Genomic DNA, 15,533 nt, shown 5'->3' on the forward strand with positions numbered 1-15,533 from the left:
ACCTACATCGAGGATCGTCATGTTCGACAAGTTTCAGGTCTGGCAAGCTGCAAAAATCGGACTACTTATTTCTGTAGCTCTGAGCTGCACCGCAGCCCATGCGGCACAAGACTCGCTCACAAGCCACCAGGGCGATATCACTCCGCTCTGCGGTACCAAACCGATGATCGTTGGCGTGTCGGACGGGTATGGCGGCAATACCTGGCGCAAAACGGGACTTGCCGAAGTCAAGGATGAGCTAAGCCGCTGCAAGAACGTCAAGCGGGTCATTTATAGCAATGCCAACGGTGACCCGCAGAAGGCGAACTCGGACATCAACAGTATGGTTGCCCAGGGAGCCAATGTTCTTATCATGCTGCCGGATTTTGGCGCCGTGCAACTCCCTGCCATGCGGGCGGCCATGAAGGCCGGTGTAGCGGTTGTACCGTATTCGGCACAGATCCCGGGCGTGACTGGCCGCGACTATGTCGTCAATGTGGTTGGCGACACCAAGCAGATCGGCGTGCTTTGGGCCGATTGGCTCGGAACAACCCTCAAGAAAGGCAACGTCGTATTCCTGGGCGGGTCGCCTGGCGCAACCGGGTCGCAGAATTTCATGGACGGCCTGAAAGGTGGTCTCAGGAAATATCCTGACCTGAAGCTGTTGAACGATCAGTTCGTCGTGACGAACTGGAACCCCGTGGACGCCCAAAAGGCCACGGCAGGCCTCATTGCCCAATACCCGCACATCGACGCTATCGTCACCGACTATGGCGTCACTGCGCTCGCCGCTGCGAAAGCATTCGAACAGGCCCATCTTCCCGTACCGGCCATCGTAACGATCGCGAGCGATAACGAGCTGAACTGCCATTACCTGTCGGCGAAAAAGTCGGGCACCGCATTCCCCTACTACACACTCGACGGCACCACTACGTACGTGCGCTTTGCCGTGCGGCACGGGGTAGCGGCCTATCAGGGCACGGCAGACAACGAGTCGCCCGCCGTCCTTCCGTTCGCCTACGCCGACAGCGCCAAGGGTCTCGACCCCAAGTGCGACCCGAGCGCGCCTCCCGACGCCGACCTGTCCTCCGCTCTCCCCCCTGCAAAGCTCAAGGCAGTGTTCGAGCAGTAATCGCGCGAGATCAATCATGAATGACCAGAATACCCTGCTTCAGATTGACGGCGTCACGAAACTCTTCCCCGGCGTGCGGGCACTCGATAACGTCACATTTTCAGTGCTCGCCGGTGAAGTCCACGGTCTCGTGGGCGAGAACGGCGCAGGCAAATCTACGCTGATGGCAGTGGCGTCCGGCGCGCTCGTCCCCGAAGACGGGCGCGTTGTTATCAACGGTATGCAAACCCGGGGCGACACCGACGAGGCTCGGCGCCTGGGGCTAGCGATCGTTCGGCAGGAGCCGGCCTTGATGCCTGATCTGACCGTCGCGGAGAATCTTTACCTCGGCGTACCTGCGCAGCAACGTCCGTCTCTCATGAGGACAAGGGAGTGGGCACACCAACTCCTGCGGCAATGGAGTGACGACGTCGCGATCGACGCGAGCGAGCGTGTTTTGAGCCTGAACCCTGCACAGCGCTTCATTGTCGAGATCGTCAAGGCACTTGCCGCCAAACCGAAGGTTCTGGTTCTCGACGAACCGACCGAACATCTGCTGGCAGAGGACGTCGACCGTCTCTTTGAACGGATTCGCAGCGTCACCGCGTCCGGCTGTTCGGTCGTCTATATCTCGCACCGCATTCGCGAAGTACAGAAGATCGCCAATCGTCTTACCGTGCTCCGCGATGGTCAAGGGCAAGGGACCTACGACGCGGCAGGCCTCAGTGAGCAGCAGATTGTCGAACTGATCGTCGGCGGCGCACTCGACCGGGAGTTTCCCGCCAAAGCGGGAGATGGCCGCAGCGGCACTGTCATCGAAGTGGCCTCGCTGCGCGGTGCGGGCTTCACCGACGTATCGCTTCGGGTTCAGCAGGGAGAAATCGTGGGCCTCGCCGGCATAGACGGCAACGGGCAGCGCGAGTTCATGCGCGCCCTGGCCGGTCTCGCCCGAAGCCGCGGTAGCGTCACCGTGAATGGGAAGCCGGCGAAACTTCAGAGCTCGCAGGCTGCCGCCGCCTCAGGCATTCGCTGCCTTCCCGGCGACAGGCACAGGGAAGGCATCTTCGGCGACCTGTCTGTGCGCGAGAACTTTTCGATCCGCAGTCTTCCGCTGGATTCCATCAAAGGATGGATCAGCCAAAGAAGCGAAGCAACGCGCACCAGACTCGCTGTAGCAGATTTCACGGTCAAGACGCCGTCCGTTGAGACGCCAATCCGCTCCCTGTCGGGAGGCAATCAGCAAAAACTGGTACTCGCGAGCGTGCTTGCAAGCAAACCCGAGGTCCTCCTCGTCGACGAACCAACGCAGGGTGTCGATGTCGGCGCGCGGATGGAAATATACAAGGTGCTTCGCGAGGCCGCCGCAGCCGGCACCGCTGTCATCGTCGTCTCCTCGGACGCAATGGAAGTGGCGGGTTTGTGCGACCGTGTGCTGATTTTCTCTCGCGGACACATCGTCAGGGAACTGCGCGATGCGGCCGTCAGCGAGAACAACATCACGTCGGCCGTGCTCACCGCGACCACCGAGCGTGAGAGGGGTTCGGCAAGCATTCCGGGATTCTGGAAATGGGCCGCGGGAGACTGGGCTCCGATTGCCATGCTTGCACTCGTGGTCTGCGCGCTGGGCATGTATGCGGCGCATGTCAACGAAACCTACCTGTCCACGCGAAACCTGAGTGGAATGCTGGCACTGGTGGCAACGCTGGCCATCGTCGCCTATGGGCAGCAGGCGCTGATGCTGGTTGGAGGTATCGACCTGTCGGTCGGCCCCTTGATGGGCTTGATGGTCGTTATCCAGTCCTTCTTCCTGAACGACGGCGCCACGTTGGGCCATCAGTTGTCGGGGTGGGTCATCGTGTTTCTCGTCGCCATAGCTGTCGGATTGGTGAACTGGACACTGGTCGGGCCCTTCCGGCTGCATCCCATGGTTGCGACGCTAGCGACCTACATGGCCCTGCAGGCGGTTTCGCTTCTGTTACGTCCGGTTCCGGGCGGCTTGATCGCCGACTCCGTAGTCGAGACGATTGGCATGCAGGCCGGATTCATACCGATTATCTCGATCGTTGCGGTCATTCTCGCCGTCGGGTTGGAATTTTCGCTATTCAGGACCCGCCTGGGTCTCGCGTTTCGCGGCGTGGGCTCGCGGACGGAAGCTGCGCGTATGGCGGGCGTACGGTCCCATCTGACGCTGCTCGCAGCGTATGTGGGCTGCTCGCTCTTCGCTGGCATCGCCGCTATCCCGATGATGGCTCAGGTCGGATCCGGCGACCCGAGCGCAGGCATCAACTACACGTTGGCTAGCATCGCGGCCGTCGTTATCGGCGGGGCAAGCCTGTTTGGCGGACGCGGATCTTTTATCGGTTCCCTGCTCGGTGCGCTTCTGATAATCCAGGTCAATGTGGTCACGTCATTTCTCGACATTGGAGATTCGTGGCAGTCCTACCTGTTGGGCGGCATGATCCTCGTGTCTGTCGCCCTCTATTCAAAGAGCAGAGAAATGGCGGTGGCGAAATGAGAAAGGTCGTGAGCAATCAGGCAGACGTGGTTTCGGAACCCGCACGGCCATTCGTCGCGAAGTCGAGGTCAGTCCGGGTTCCGGCGTTCGGCGAATTCTGGTGGATCTGGGTCGGATTGGTGCTGCTCTTCTGCGTCAGTCTGGTGGCCGCGCCAGGCACCATGACCCGCGGTTCGATTCTTGCCATGCTTCCGTTCGCCGGCATCCTTGCGATTGTCGCAACAGGACAGACCCTGGTGATCCAACAGCGCGGGCTGGACATGTCGGCGATCGGCATGGTCTCGCTTGCCGGCGTGGTGATGGCCCGCAGCGGATTCGGCTTCGATTCCATCATCCTCGCTGTCATCTTCACCGTGTGCATGGGTGGGTTGGTCGGAATCGTCAATGGCGCACTGGTTTCGAAGTTTGCGATCACCCCGCTGGTTGCAACCTTGGCAGTCAACGCGCTTCTCATCGGCGGCGTCCGCTCGTTGACCGGTAATGTCCCGGTCAACGTCCCAACCCCCATGCAGACGATCTCCCACGCCCAGTTCATCGGCTTGCCCGCCAATGTGCTGTTCGCTTTCGCGTTCGTGGTAACGGCGTGGTTCATCACCCGAAAAACCGCGATCGGGCGCCGGTTTGTCGCTGTGGGTGTCAATCCGCGCGCGGCAGAGGTCGCTGGGGTGAGGGTCCTGCAGTACCGGATTGGGGCATACGTCGCGTCTGCGGTGTGCTTCTCCGCTGCCGGCATGCTTCTCGCCGGATTCATCGGCAGCGCGTCGCAGACATCGGGCAACGACTATCTGCTTCCGGCCATCGCGGCTGTGGTTATCGGCGGCACGCCCTTTACCGGCGGAAAAGGCAGTGTCATAGCCAGCGCGGTCGCGGCGCTGTTCATGGCGCAACTCGGTCAGCTCGTGCTGGCACTGGGTGCGGGACCCGCGGTTCAGCTGCTGGTCCAGGCGTGCGCAATTCTGCTCGCCACCACCGTTCGCCATCTGCCGGCAGCCATAAGAGCGTTTCGCAAAAACGTATAGCGGGAAGCCGTAGCCCGTACCTGAAAGCGGTTCAACGTTATAGGAGCCGCGAGTGTAGCTTTACAAGCCGATTGCAACGACCCGGCGAAGGTCGCCAGACAATCTCCGGAGACTTTTCTATATATTCAGGATGACGAAATGAGAAAGATCTTTTATTGCGCATCGTTAATGGCTTTCTGCACCTGCAACACCTATGCGCAGAGCACGGTGACCTTGTACGGACGCATCGCATCGGGTCTCGATTTCGTCACGAACGTTGCGACCCCGACCGGCCAGTCGAAGAACAATTTCAGGTTCGGCAGCAACCAGTATGGATATAGCTGGTTCGGCCTGCAAGGCGACGAGGACCTGGGAGGAGGCTTGCACGCGGTCTTCAAGCTCGAAAGCCTTTTCACTTCGGGAACGGGGCAGATTCCGGCTAACACGATCTTTACCCGCGATGCTTATGTGGGCTTGTCCGATAGCCGATACGGCAGTATATGGTTCGGAGAAGCCATGAGCCTGACCGACGAAACCGGCTGGTACATTGACCCGCTTGGCGAGCAGGTAGGCGTGGGCGTGGGCAATTTCGCATTCGGGCGAGCGTGGGGACCGCGATCGAACGTCGTCACGTACAACTCACCCCGTTGGGCTGGCTTCTCCTTTCGCGTACAGAACGGATTGGGCAATGAAGCTGGAAACTTCCGGGGCAACCGTCAATTCAGCGTAAGCGCACAGTACACCCTCACCAACTTCGCCGCGTACGGCGTTTATGAGGAAATCCGCGACACCAACGGCCACTTTTCAGATCTATACGCTGCGTCACGTGAATACATGGCAGGCGCCACTTACCAGTTAGGCGGACTCAAGTTCTACACCGGCTTTCAGCAACTGGTCTCGTCCGGACAGTACACCGTTGCCACTTCGTTTAATCCTTACGCCGCCACACGCAGCCAGCAGGAATGGATAGGCGCCTCGTATCAGGCTACCCCTGCCCTCGCCTTCCAGGCCGGCTGGTATCACGGTAACGTGAACCATGGCGGTGGAGAGGGCAATCTCGGCGCAATCGCCACCACCTATAACCTCTCGAAGCGGACCTTCCTCTACCTGACTCTTGGAATGATGTTCAACGGCAAGAACTCCGCATTCCCGGTTGAGACGGCCGATTCCCAACCGCTACCGGGCCACAACCAGCAAGGCGGCTACTTCGGCATCATGCACTACTTCTAGGCAAGGGTTTGCAAGCGTACTGAGGTCCGTGTGTCCGTGGTGTGTCCATGCGCCTGCGTGTCTTACCCGATCTCCCATCACATCGGGTAAGACGGGCGCCGCCGTTTCAACCAGGCATACCCGACGTATCAAACGTTTGTGGCTATACCAATGGGCTGCATTCCTCGCAACCCGAGCGAGCGTGACCCCATCTCATTTCTCATTTCAGACAGTCTTCGGCGCGCCAGCCATGCAACCACGCCAGCGCGTCATAGAACTGCTCCTGCGTGCGGCCTACCCAAAGCGAGTTGCGCACCTGACGTTCGACACCCTTCGCGTGATAGATACGGCCCATCTCGCGCGCCGAGTACAGCACGCGCGCCGTGCGTGGAATGCGTACCGACTCGTACAGCTTGAAGGCCGCTTCGAAATCGCCATCGGTCCCGGCTACGGCCGCGCCAAGCGTAACAGCGTCTTCAAGCGCCTGGCAGGCGCCCTGCGCGAGGTACTGGGTCATCGGATGCGCGGCGTCGCCGAGAATGGTGGCACGTCCGTCGCTCCAGCGTTCCACGGGATCGCGATCCGCCGTGGCCCAACGCTTCCATGAGGTCGGCCGGTCGAGCATCTGGTGCGGCAGCGGGTGGATGCCCTCGAAGTACGACAGCACCTCCTGCTTGCTGCCCTCCCGCACGCCCCATTCCTCCTTTTCACGGCTATGAAACGTGACAACGAGGTTGTACTGCCGGCCGCCGCGCAACGGATAATGCACAAGGTGGCAATGCGGCCCCGCCCACACGACAGGCGCATTGATCCGCAGGTCTTCGGGCATGTTCTCGACATCGACCACTGCGCGATACACGACATGTCCCGTGACGCGATGCTCGTCGCCGATCAGCGCCTTGCGTATCGCTGACTTCACGCCATCGCAGCCGATCACCGCATCCGCGCTGTAGCGCTCGCCATGCTGGTCGGTGACGGTCACGCCGTCGGCATCCTGATCCAGTGTGCACACCTGCGTATTGGTGCGGAACTGGATCAGCGGATGATCCTTGACGGCTTCGAGAATCGACAGATGGATATCCGCGCGGTGAATCACCGCATAGGGATTGCCGAAGCGCGCGCGATACGGCGCGCCGACATCGACGTGCGCGATTTCCTTTGCGTCGAGCGCATCTCTCAGGCTCAGATAGTCGGTGAAAACGGACCGGCCGCGCGCCGCCTCGCCGACACCCAACGCATCGAGCGCGTTGAACGCGTTCGCCGCGAGCTGGATGCCTGCGCCGATCTCCTGGATTTCCGCAGCCTGCTCGAGCAGTTGCACGCGAATACCCTGCCGTGCGAGCGCCAGCGCAGTGGCGAGGCCACCAATGCCGCCACCGATCACGAGTACGCGGCGTCCCTTGTTTGTGTCATTCATGACTGTCTCCTGTCGATGGGAGTTAGCGCTTTAGCGCTTACTCCCGTCCCATGCAAAGCTGCCGACCCGAGTTAGTACTTCAGCGCCAACGCTGGCGCCACCCACTCAGGCGATGTAATCCGGTTGCCGCTGCGGTTCCGCTGCAGCGAACGCCGGATGTTTCAACGCATGTTCATACACCGCGAGGCTGCGCGGATACGCACTCAAATCGCAATCCATACGCAACGCGTTGGCGATCTGAGGCACAAGCGTCACATCAGCCAGCGTCGGCTGCGAGCCGAAGCACCACGGACCCGCATTGCTGCGTTCAAGCAGACGCTCGACGCCCGCCATCCCTTGAGCGACCCAGTGCCGATACCAGGCGGTTTTTTGCTGCGGCGTCACTTTCAGCTCCGTCTCCAGGTAGCGCAGCACGCGCAGGTTGTTGAGCGGATGGATGTCGCACGCAATCAGCGTCGACAGCTCGAGCACACGTGCCCGCAGTTCCGTGTCAAGCGGAATCAGGCGAGGCTCGGGATGCGTCCGGTCGAGATAGTCGATGATCGCGAGCGACTGGCCGAGCCTGAAATCACCGTCGATCAGCGCGGGCACCGTCGCGGACGGATTCACGTTCGCCACATAGTCCGCGGCGCGATGCTCGCCGGCACGGATATTGACGGGTAACGTGTCGTACGCGAGACCTTTGAGCGCGAGCGCAATCCGTACGCGATACGACGTCGAGCTGTTGAAGAAGCTATGGAGTTGCACGAGTAGACCTCCGTCCAATGCAGATTACGTATGTCAGACCACGCGCACCGTCAATTCCCCAAGACGCTCGACGCCGACCTTCATCGTGTCGCCCGTCTTCACCGCCCCGACGCCTTCCGGCGTACCGGTGAAAATCACATCACCCGGTTCGAGGCGGAAGAATTTCGACAGGTCCGAAACGGTTTCGGCCACCGACCAGATCAGATGCGACACGTCGCTCTTCTGCTTCGTCTCGCCGTTGACGGTCAGCCACAAAGCGCCGCTTTCAAAGTGACCTGCCGCGCTGGCGGGATGAATCGGGCCGATCGGTGCGGAACGGTCGAATGCCTTGCCGATTTCCCACGGCCGGCCCATCTCACGCATCTTCATCTGCAGGTCGCGGCGCGTCATGTCGAGACCGACCGCGTAGCCCCAGACATGATCCAACGCCTGTTCAAGCGGAATATCCGAGCCGCCCTTGCCAATCACCGCAACGAGCTCCGCTTCATAGTGATAGTTCTGCGTCTGCGACGGATACGCCAGTTCGAGCGTCTCACCGTACGCAACCGGCACGACGGCATCGGCCGGCTTGCAGAAGAAGAACGGCGGCTCGCGATCCGGATCGAAGCCCATTTCGCGCGCGTGCGCCGCGTAGTTACGGCCCACGCAATAGACGCGGCGCACCGCGAATTGAGTGTCACTACCGTCGACGGGAACGGCAACCGGTGCTTCGGGCGGGAATACAAAGGTCATGATGATTTCGACTCAAAAGAAAAAGAGGAGTACGGACGCATGTGCAGCCCGTGCCGCTGGAAAAGCACCGCGGTCAACTGCGTTCTTCGCGCAGCAGATTTAGCGCGCTCAGCACGGGGCGGTCCGAATAACTGAACAGCACGCTTTCCGCCGATGCCACCAGTTGCATGGGTGCCCATGACGGCGCAACGAACACGTCGTGCGGCTCGAATGCGAATTCGTCGTTGCCGATCCTGACGGTGCCCCTGCCCTCGACAACGCAAAACACGGTTGCATCCGTGCTGCGATATGTGCGGCCCTTGAAGCCCGCAGGCAGGTATTGCATGAAGGTCGCCATGGTCGGCATCGGCCAGCCGCCTGTCGCCGGGTTCACGTAGCGCAGCTTCACGCCGTCCCACTCGTCGAGTTCGCCGTTGCGATACAGCGTGTCGAGCGCCGCGCGGCTGCGCTCGTACGGGTAGCTGAAAATCGGTGAAGTGGGATCGGACACGCGATGCCGCACGGGCACCATGTTGTGGCCGAAGCGCGCAAAACTATCACCCTCGGGGCGCGCCAGCGGCTGTGTCGCCTCGGGGTAGTTCTCGGCGAAACCGGCGTCCATCTGCGCGACGAGCGGAATATCGAGCCCATCCAGCCATACGACAGGCTCACCGCCCTCGTCGACGGACGGATTGCCGTGGTCGTGCCATGTCCACGACGGCGTGATGATGAAGTCACCCGGGTGCATCGTCGTGCGCTCGCCGTTGACGGCCGTCCATGCCCCCTTGCCTTCGACGATGAAACGCAGCGCCGATTGCGTATGCCGATGGCTCGGTGCGATTTCACCGGGCAGGATCAATTGCAGTCCTGCATAAAGGTTCGGCGTCATGCTCGACTTGCCGGGCAGGCCGGGGTTTTCGAGCACCAGCACGCGGCGCACGGCTTCTTCGGCGCTGATCACGGAGCCGGCCTGCATCACGAGATCGCGCACCTGCGTGTATTTCCAGATGGCAGGCTGCGCTTTCGGTTGCGGCACTTTCGGCACGAGGTTGTGCAACGATTCCCACAGCGGCGCCATGCGCTGCCCCGCGATTTGCTCGTAATAGGCGGCGCGCGATGCGCCTGGGTTGTTGTTTGTCATTCGCGTCTCCAGTCCAGGTCTTGTGTTTGATTTATATGCGACAGAGCCATATCTCGTAAAATGGCGAAAACATCTGATCCATATGACTTCGGATATACCTCACAGCGGAAATCCGAATGGAGGTTTAGCGATGGACTGGACTTACCGTCTTCGTCTGAGGCATTTGCAGGTGTTGCTGAGCCTCGCGAGCACAGGCAATCTGAGTCAATCAGCGGCGGCGCTCAATACGACGCAACCGGCGTTGTCGAAGTGGCTCAAGGAGCTGGAGGAAGATGTCGGCCTGCCGCTATTCGAACGGCACGCCCGCGGCTTGCGGCCCACGCCGTATGGCCAGGCGCTGATCGAACACGCGCGCCGCATCGAAGCGCACCTCGATGTGGCGCGCGACGACCTGCGTGCCATGCGTGAAGGCGGCAGTGGCCTCGTGAGCATTGGCACATCGGGCGTATCGGCGGCGGATACCGTGCCCCTCGCCGTGGCCCGGCTTCTCGAGCGCATGCCTCGCGCGCAGGTGCGGCTCGTCGAGAGCACCATGAATCAGCTGATGCCGCAACTTGCGCGCGGCGAGCTGGATATCGTCGTTGGGCGGTCCGGCCAACAGTATGACGATCCGCAGTTGCACACGGAGACGCTCTACACGGAGCCGATCAACTTCGTCGCAGGATCGCAGCACCCGCTTGCCGGGAACGCAACGCTCACCTGGAACGACGTTCTCGCCTATTCGTGGATCGTCTGGCCACAGGGCACTCCCGTGCGAACCGCACTGGAGGCAGCGCTTGCGGCGGAAGGACGGGCGCTGCCGAGCCATTGCGTAGAGTCGAATTCGTCGATTCTCAACCTGACGTTGCTGAACAACACGCAACTGGTGGGCGTTGCGTCGCATCGGGCGGCCCTTCGCTTCGAGCAACTGAACGCGCTTCGCATTTTGCCCATTCAACTCGAGGGCTTCGGATCCGTCTCGGTCTACTGGCACGCCGAAAACGTCAATCGCGCGGCGGTGGCCATGGCATTGGAGAGTCTTCGAGCATTCGCGGACCCGCACATGAAAGAATGGCACACCGCTTAAGGCGTCGAACCACGCTTCAACAAGCTTCAAACGCTCAATCCACCACCGTATCCTCCTGGGACATCTGGTTCAGGTTTTTCTCGATCTGATGCATGACCTTCCAGAAAACACGCATATCTCTCGGGGTGATCCCTTCGAGAGAGCCTGAGATCATCCCGGTCAGCTCGGGCAAAAGCTCATCCACCATCCGCTTGCCTTCCCCCATCAGGCTGACGAAATACTTCCGCCGGTCGTTTGGGTCCCGGGTTCTCTGCACGAGGCCGCGCTTTTCGAGGTTGTCCAGGGCCGGCACTGCCGTAGTCGACGCAATACCCACGCGCTTGCTCAGTTCGAGCTGGTTCAGCTCGCCGCGTTCCGCCAGCACCCGCAGGTAGTACCAGTACGCAATTGCGAGGTTCTCCCGGTCAAGAATCTTCTGCGCCTGGGCGTCGTAAAGCCGGTGTACCGTTCTTGCCATCCACGGAATGGTTCTGCCGCGATCGTCGAATACGTCATACGGTTCCTTTTCCACGGGGACCAGCGGCACGGCAGCGACCTTGCCCGCTTTGACCGATTTGACCGCTTTGACCGCGTTGGTGTTCGATTTGGCCATTTACTCGTTCCTTGACGTTGGGATCGCCCGCCGGACCTGGCTCCGTGTGGCGAAATGAAACGGTTATCAAAAGCACGGACCAGGGCATTCCCTGGAATCCTTGACTTTGTTCATCCTAAATCACATCATTCGATATAAATCTATATTAGATGGAATCATCTTTTTGCAAATGATCCGTCGCAACAAAGATCATACAACACACGACCCCGTGTGCGACCGTTTTGTCGATCGAGACTCTCATGCAGCGATACCTTCTTTTATTCATACTCTGGTTCATGCCGACCGCGCTGCGGATCGCCGCACGCGTGTTTCCCAGCGTGCGCGAGCACCTTGGGTCGGAAAACCGGGTGATTCAGTTGCGGCTGCGAGACAACAGTCTCGCGAGACAGATTCATTTCAGAAGCGGCAACATCTCGGCGCGCTGGGGCGCCTCTGCCCAGCCGGACGCTGAACTCGTCTTCATGGATGCGCCTACCGCGTGCCGGATGCTCGCGCCGACCACCGATCACGCCTTTCTGATCGATGCGCTGAAGAACTTCAAGATCACCCAGGGTGGAAGCGATCAGGCGCTGGTCTGGTTCGGCCAACTGGTCAATATCATGAAGACGGCCTCGTGGCGCCGGGGCACGAGGATGAAGGACGGCACCACCCGTTACGTGACGCTCACCAACGGCGGGCCGGTATTCGTGTTTGTGAAGGAAGGCAAGATTATCCGCACAACGCCGATCGATCTGGCCGAGGAAGACGCGCCCAGTTGGACCATCACCGCGAGGGGACGCCGATTCTCGCCGGCGAGGCGTGCAACGGTCAGCCCGCACGCACTCTCGCTGAAATCCCTCGTGTACTCCGACAAGCGGATTCTCCACCCGATGAAGCGGGTCGACTTCGACCCGAAGGGCGAACGCAACCCCCAGAACCGCGGGATTTCCGGGTATGAGCGCATTAGCTGGGACGAGGCGCTCGACATCGTCGCGGCAGAGATCACGCGCATGAAGCAGCAGCATGGCCCCGGCGCCATCGCCATGGCGACAGGGGCTCACCATCAGTGGGGAAACATCAACTACTACCTGAGCGCCATGCAGCGCTTCGGCAACCTGATCGGCTACACGCGCGTCGAAATGAGCCCGATTAGCTGGGAGGGCTGGTACTGGGGTGCGATGCATCACTACGGCAACAGCCTGCGTCTGGGCACACCGAGCTTTTACGGCACGACCGAGGATTGCCTCGAACACGCCGAGGTGATCGTATTCTGGTCGAGCGATCCCGAGTCGACCAACGGCGTCTACGCGGGTTTCGAAGGAACTGAGCGTCGGCTGTGGGCGAAGCAGCTCGGGATCGAGTTCGTCCACATCGACCCGTACCTGACGCAATCCGCGCAGCTTCTCGGCGGCAAGTGGCTCCCGATCCGCCCTGGCACCGACTCGGCCTTCGCGATCGCGATCATGCACGAGTGGATGGTGAACGAAACCTATGACAAGGACTACGTAGCGTCGAGAACGACGGGCTTCGACGAGTGGCGCGCCTACGTGCTGGGGGAGGAAGACGGCATCCCCAAAACGCCCGAGTGGCAGGAAGCCGAAACGGGCATTCCGGCGAAAGACGTCCGCAGCCTTGCCCAGCGATGGGCGTCGAAGAAGACGTACCTCGCGGCCGGCGGCCTGGGCGCGGGTTTTGGCGGCGCGTGCCGCACGGAAACCGGTGCTCAATGGGCGCGCAGTGTCGTGATGATGATGGCGATGCAAGGTTGGGGAAAACCGGGCATCAACTTCGGCAACCTGCAGATCGGCGCGCCGCAAGACCTGAACTTCTACTTCCCCGGGTATGCCGAGGGCGGGATCTCGGGCGACCTGAACTACACGGCGAGCGCGGCGCACAACTACTGCCGCATGCCTCACATCATCACGATCAATCCGGTGAAGCAGTCCGTGCCTCGCCAGCGGTTTGCCGAGGCGATCACCGAGGGCAAGGCGGACGGCTACCTGTGGGACGGTTTCTCGACAGAAGGGCAATTCGCCCACTACTCGTACCCCAAGCCGGGTCATTCGCCGATCCACATGCTGTATCGGTACGGTTCCTCGTCGTTCGGCACGGTCCCGGGATCGAACCGGCTCATCGACGCGTATCGTCACCCGTCACTCGAATTCATCGTCAACCAGTCGATCTGGATGGAGAACGAGGCTCAGTTTGCCGACGTCATCCTGCCGGCCTGCACGGCGCTCGAGCGCGACGACATCTCCGAATGGGCCAACTGCGGCGGCTATATCCAGCACGCGCAGAGCCAGCTCAACCACCGGATGATGATCATGCAGCACAAATGCATCGAACCCCTTGGCGAATCCAGATCCGACTACCAGATTTTCCTGGACATCCTCCTGCGGCTTGGCTATGGCGGGATGTATTCGGAAGGCGGCGGCTCGGAACTGACGTGGTGCGAACGGATGTTCAACTCCACGGATCTGCCCAAGCAGACGACCTGGAAGAAGTTCCTGAAAAAGGGCTATCACGTCGTGCCGCCGCCCGCGGACCACGACCGCCAACCCGTCGACATGCGCTGGTTCGCCGAGGGGCGCCCCAAGGATCTACCGGAGGCCAACCCGCTTCCGGGCGTGTATGCGACGAAGTTTGGACAGAGCCTGCCCACGCAATCGGGCAAGTTCGAGTTCGTTCCGTCGAGTCTGCGCCGCATCGAGAAAATCGATCCCGCACGGCCGGCGGTCAACCGGTACATCAACGGCAATAGCGCCAAGAAGCAGCCGTTTCCTTTGCAGCTCGTGACCAACCATCCCGTTTATAGCTTCCATTCCCAGACGGATGGGAAGAACAGCCACATCAGCACCATCAACGAGCACCGGCTGAACGTCGGCGGCTATCGATACTGGATCCTGAGAATGAGCCCCCACGACGCGGCTGCGCGAGGATTGAAGTCCGGCGACCTCGTTCGGGTCCACAACGCTCAGGCATCGGTCATCTGTGCGCTGGACGTTTCCCATCTCGTCACCGAGGGGGTCGCACGCGGCAGCGAGTCCTGTGCCGAACTCGATCTGATCCAGACTTCGGTAGGTCTGGTCGATCGTGGAGGGTGTCTCAACCTCCTCACGCCCGGCCGAAAAATGAGTGCGACCTCGGACGGGATCATGCCGAACAGTTGCTGGGTGGAGGTGGACAAATGGAACGCGACCATGGAGAAAGCAGCATGAGCGGCTGGGCACTGATCATCGATGTTTCGCTCTGCATCAACTGCAGAAACTGCGTCATCGCGACCAAGGACGAGTACGCCGGCAACGCTTTCCCTGGCTATTCGGCGCCGCATCCTCCCGAGGGTCTCGAGACGATCCGGATCGAACGTCATGTTCGCGGGGAAGGCTCGCTCATCGACGTCACCTATATTCCGAAGACCTGCAATCATTGCGACGACGCCCCGTGCGTCAAGGCTGCCGCGGACGGTTCCATCTACAAGCGCCCGGACGGTGTGGTGGTCATCGACCCGGTCAAGTCACGCGGCCGGCGCGATCTGGTCAAAACGTGCCCGTACGGAATGATCGAGTGGAACGATCAGGAACAGGTGCCGCAGAACTGGAACTTCGACGCTCACCTGCTCGACGCCGGCTGGAAAGAGCCGCGTTGTGCGCAAGCGTGCCCGACGAGAGCGATTCGCGCGCTGAAGGCGGAAGATGCCGAGTTGCAGGACATCGTCGAAAAGGAGCACCTGTCCGTCATTCACCCTGAGTTCGGCACGAAGCCACGCGTCTTCTACCGCAATCTCGATGATGCGCTTAGCCATCTGGTAGCGGGCAACGTTTGCGAAGACATCGGCGACGGCCGGTTGCGCAACCTCGAGGGCGTTGAGGTCGTGCTGCACGATTCCGCCGATGGAAGCGAACGCTCGACAACGACGGACCATTTCGGCGATTTCCGGTTCTCCGGTCTGACTTCGCAGTCCTCAGTCATTGAGCTGCGAGTACGAAAAGATGGGACCGAAAAAATCATCGCCGCGAGAGAACGCACAGGAAGCGTCAACCTCGGCACGTTGATGTATTGAAGTCAAAC

Annotated in this window: 12 protein-coding genes; 7 read left to right on the forward strand and 5 right to left on the reverse strand. The window is 60.8% G+C overall.

The window, feature by feature from the left end; genetic code table 11:
- Positions 1 to 19: 19 nt before the first annotated feature.
- From B9Z01_RS06705 to B9Z01_RS06720, 4 genes are all read left to right on the forward strand, one after another.
- The gene (locus B9Z01_RS06705; protein ID WP_085481467.1) at positions 20 to 1,111 is read left to right on the forward strand and encodes a substrate-binding domain-containing protein; all 1,092 of its coding nucleotides are present in this window, start codon (positions 20 to 22) and stop codon (positions 1,109 to 1,111) included.
- A 16-nt stretch (positions 1,112 to 1,127) separates the two neighbouring features.
- On the forward strand, positions 1,128 to 3,605 hold the full coding sequence (locus B9Z01_RS06710; RefSeq protein ID WP_085481468.1) for an ATP-binding cassette domain-containing protein: 2,478 nt from the start codon (positions 1,128 to 1,130) through the stop codon (positions 3,603 to 3,605).
- Between the two features lie 8 nt (positions 3,606 to 3,613).
- Positions 3,614 to 4,624, forward strand: a complete 1,011-nt coding sequence (locus B9Z01_RS06715) for an ABC transporter permease (protein ID WP_244195945.1) — start codon at positions 3,614 to 3,616, stop codon at positions 4,622 to 4,624.
- 138 nt (positions 4,625 to 4,762) lie between these two features.
- Positions 4,763 to 5,833 (forward strand): porin, encoded by a 1,071-nt coding sequence (locus tag B9Z01_RS06720; protein WP_167387443.1) that lies wholly within the window; start codon positions 4,763 to 4,765, stop codon positions 5,831 to 5,833.
- A gap of 199 nt (positions 5,834 to 6,032) precedes the next feature.
- Here B9Z01_RS06720 and B9Z01_RS06725 read toward each other — a convergent pair whose 3' ends face one another.
- From B9Z01_RS06725 to gtdA, 4 genes are all read right to left on the reverse strand, one after another.
- A complete protein-coding gene (locus tag B9Z01_RS06725; RefSeq protein WP_085481470.1) occupies positions 6,033 to 7,229 on the reverse strand; it encodes a 3-hydroxybenzoate 6-monooxygenase in 1,197 nt (398 codons plus the stop codon).
- Between the two features lie 105 nt (positions 7,230 to 7,334).
- Complete coding sequence (gene maiA, locus B9Z01_RS06730) at positions 7,335 to 7,976, reverse strand: maleylacetoacetate isomerase (RefSeq protein ID WP_085481471.1); 642 nt, start codon at positions 7,974 to 7,976, stop codon at positions 7,335 to 7,337.
- Positions 7,977 to 8,009: 33 nt separating this feature from the next.
- Positions 8,010 to 8,708, reverse strand: coding sequence for a fumarylacetoacetate hydrolase family protein (locus B9Z01_RS06735; protein ID WP_085481472.1), 699 nt, complete (start codon positions 8,706 to 8,708; stop codon positions 8,010 to 8,012).
- A gap of 73 nt (positions 8,709 to 8,781) precedes the next feature.
- A complete protein-coding gene (gene gtdA, locus B9Z01_RS06740) occupies positions 8,782 to 9,828 on the reverse strand; it encodes a gentisate 1,2-dioxygenase (protein ID WP_085481473.1) in 1,047 nt (348 codons plus the stop codon).
- 130 nt (positions 9,829 to 9,958) lie between these two features.
- Between gtdA and B9Z01_RS06745 the strand changes: the two genes are divergently transcribed.
- Positions 9,959 to 10,894, forward strand: coding sequence for a LysR family transcriptional regulator (locus B9Z01_RS06745; protein ID WP_085481474.1), 936 nt, complete (start codon positions 9,959 to 9,961; stop codon positions 10,892 to 10,894).
- 34 nt (positions 10,895 to 10,928) lie between these two features.
- Here the strand turns inward: B9Z01_RS06745 and B9Z01_RS06750 are convergent, their stop codons facing one another.
- Positions 10,929 to 11,486: a MarR family winged helix-turn-helix transcriptional regulator gene (locus B9Z01_RS06750; protein ID WP_085481475.1), complete on the reverse strand. Its 558-nt coding sequence runs from the start codon at positions 11,484 to 11,486 to the stop codon at positions 10,929 to 10,931.
- A 239-nt stretch (positions 11,487 to 11,725) separates the two neighbouring features.
- On the opposite strand from B9Z01_RS06750, the gene B9Z01_RS06755 reads away from it, so the two are divergent.
- Positions 11,726 to 14,683, forward strand: a complete 2,958-nt coding sequence (locus tag B9Z01_RS06755) for a molybdopterin-dependent oxidoreductase (RefSeq protein ID WP_085481476.1) — start codon at positions 11,726 to 11,728, stop codon at positions 14,681 to 14,683.
- Positions 14,680 to 15,525 carry a 4Fe-4S dicluster domain-containing protein gene (locus tag B9Z01_RS06760; protein WP_143808847.1) on the forward strand — a complete coding sequence of 282 codons (846 nt, stop codon included), beginning with the start codon at positions 14,680 to 14,682 and terminating at the stop codon, positions 15,523 to 15,525. The genes B9Z01_RS06755 and B9Z01_RS06760 overlap by 4 nt, the downstream gene beginning before the upstream one ends.
- Positions 15,526 to 15,533: the final 8 nt, after the last annotated feature.

Origin of the sequence: Paraburkholderia susongensis (assembly GCF_900177725.1) — a bacterium.
In the GTDB taxonomy this organism is placed as follows: Bacteria; Pseudomonadota; Gammaproteobacteria; order Burkholderiales; family Burkholderiaceae; genus Paraburkholderia; species Paraburkholderia susongensis.

What these genes read in the sequence shown, in the direction of transcription:
- B9Z01_RS06705 (WP_085481467.1), top strand. Translation starts at nt 20, where the DNA reads ATGTTCGACAAGTTTCAGGTCTGGCAAGCTGCAAAAATCGGACTACTT.
- B9Z01_RS06710 (WP_085481468.1), top strand. Translation starts at nt 1,128, where the DNA reads ATGAATGACCAGAATACCCTGCTTCAGATTGACGGCGTCACGAAACTC.
- B9Z01_RS06720 (WP_167387443.1), top strand. Translation starts at nt 4,763, where the DNA reads ATGAGAAAGATCTTTTATTGCGCATCGTTAATGGCTTTCTGCACCTGC.
- B9Z01_RS06725 (WP_085481470.1), bottom strand. Translation starts at nt 7,229, where the DNA reads ATGAATGACACAAACAAGGGACGCCGCGTACTCGTGATCGGTGGCGGC.
- B9Z01_RS06735 (WP_085481472.1), bottom strand. Translation starts at nt 8,708, where the DNA reads ATGACCTTTGTATTCCCGCCCGAAGCACCGGTTGCCGTTCCCGTCGAC.
- gtdA (WP_085481473.1), bottom strand. Translation starts at nt 9,828, where the DNA reads ATGACAAACAACAACCCAGGCGCATCGCGCGCCGCCTATTACGAGCAA.
- B9Z01_RS06745 (WP_085481474.1), top strand. Translation starts at nt 9,959, where the DNA reads ATGGACTGGACTTACCGTCTTCGTCTGAGGCATTTGCAGGTGTTGCTG.
- B9Z01_RS06750 (WP_085481475.1), bottom strand. Translation starts at nt 11,486, where the DNA reads ATGGCCAAATCGAACACCAACGCGGTCAAAGCGGTCAAATCGGTCAAA.
- B9Z01_RS06755 (WP_085481476.1), top strand. Translation starts at nt 11,726, where the DNA reads ATGCAGCGATACCTTCTTTTATTCATACTCTGGTTCATGCCGACCGCG.
- B9Z01_RS06760 (WP_143808847.1), top strand. Translation starts at nt 14,680, where the DNA reads ATGAGCGGCTGGGCACTGATCATCGATGTTTCGCTCTGCATCAACTGC.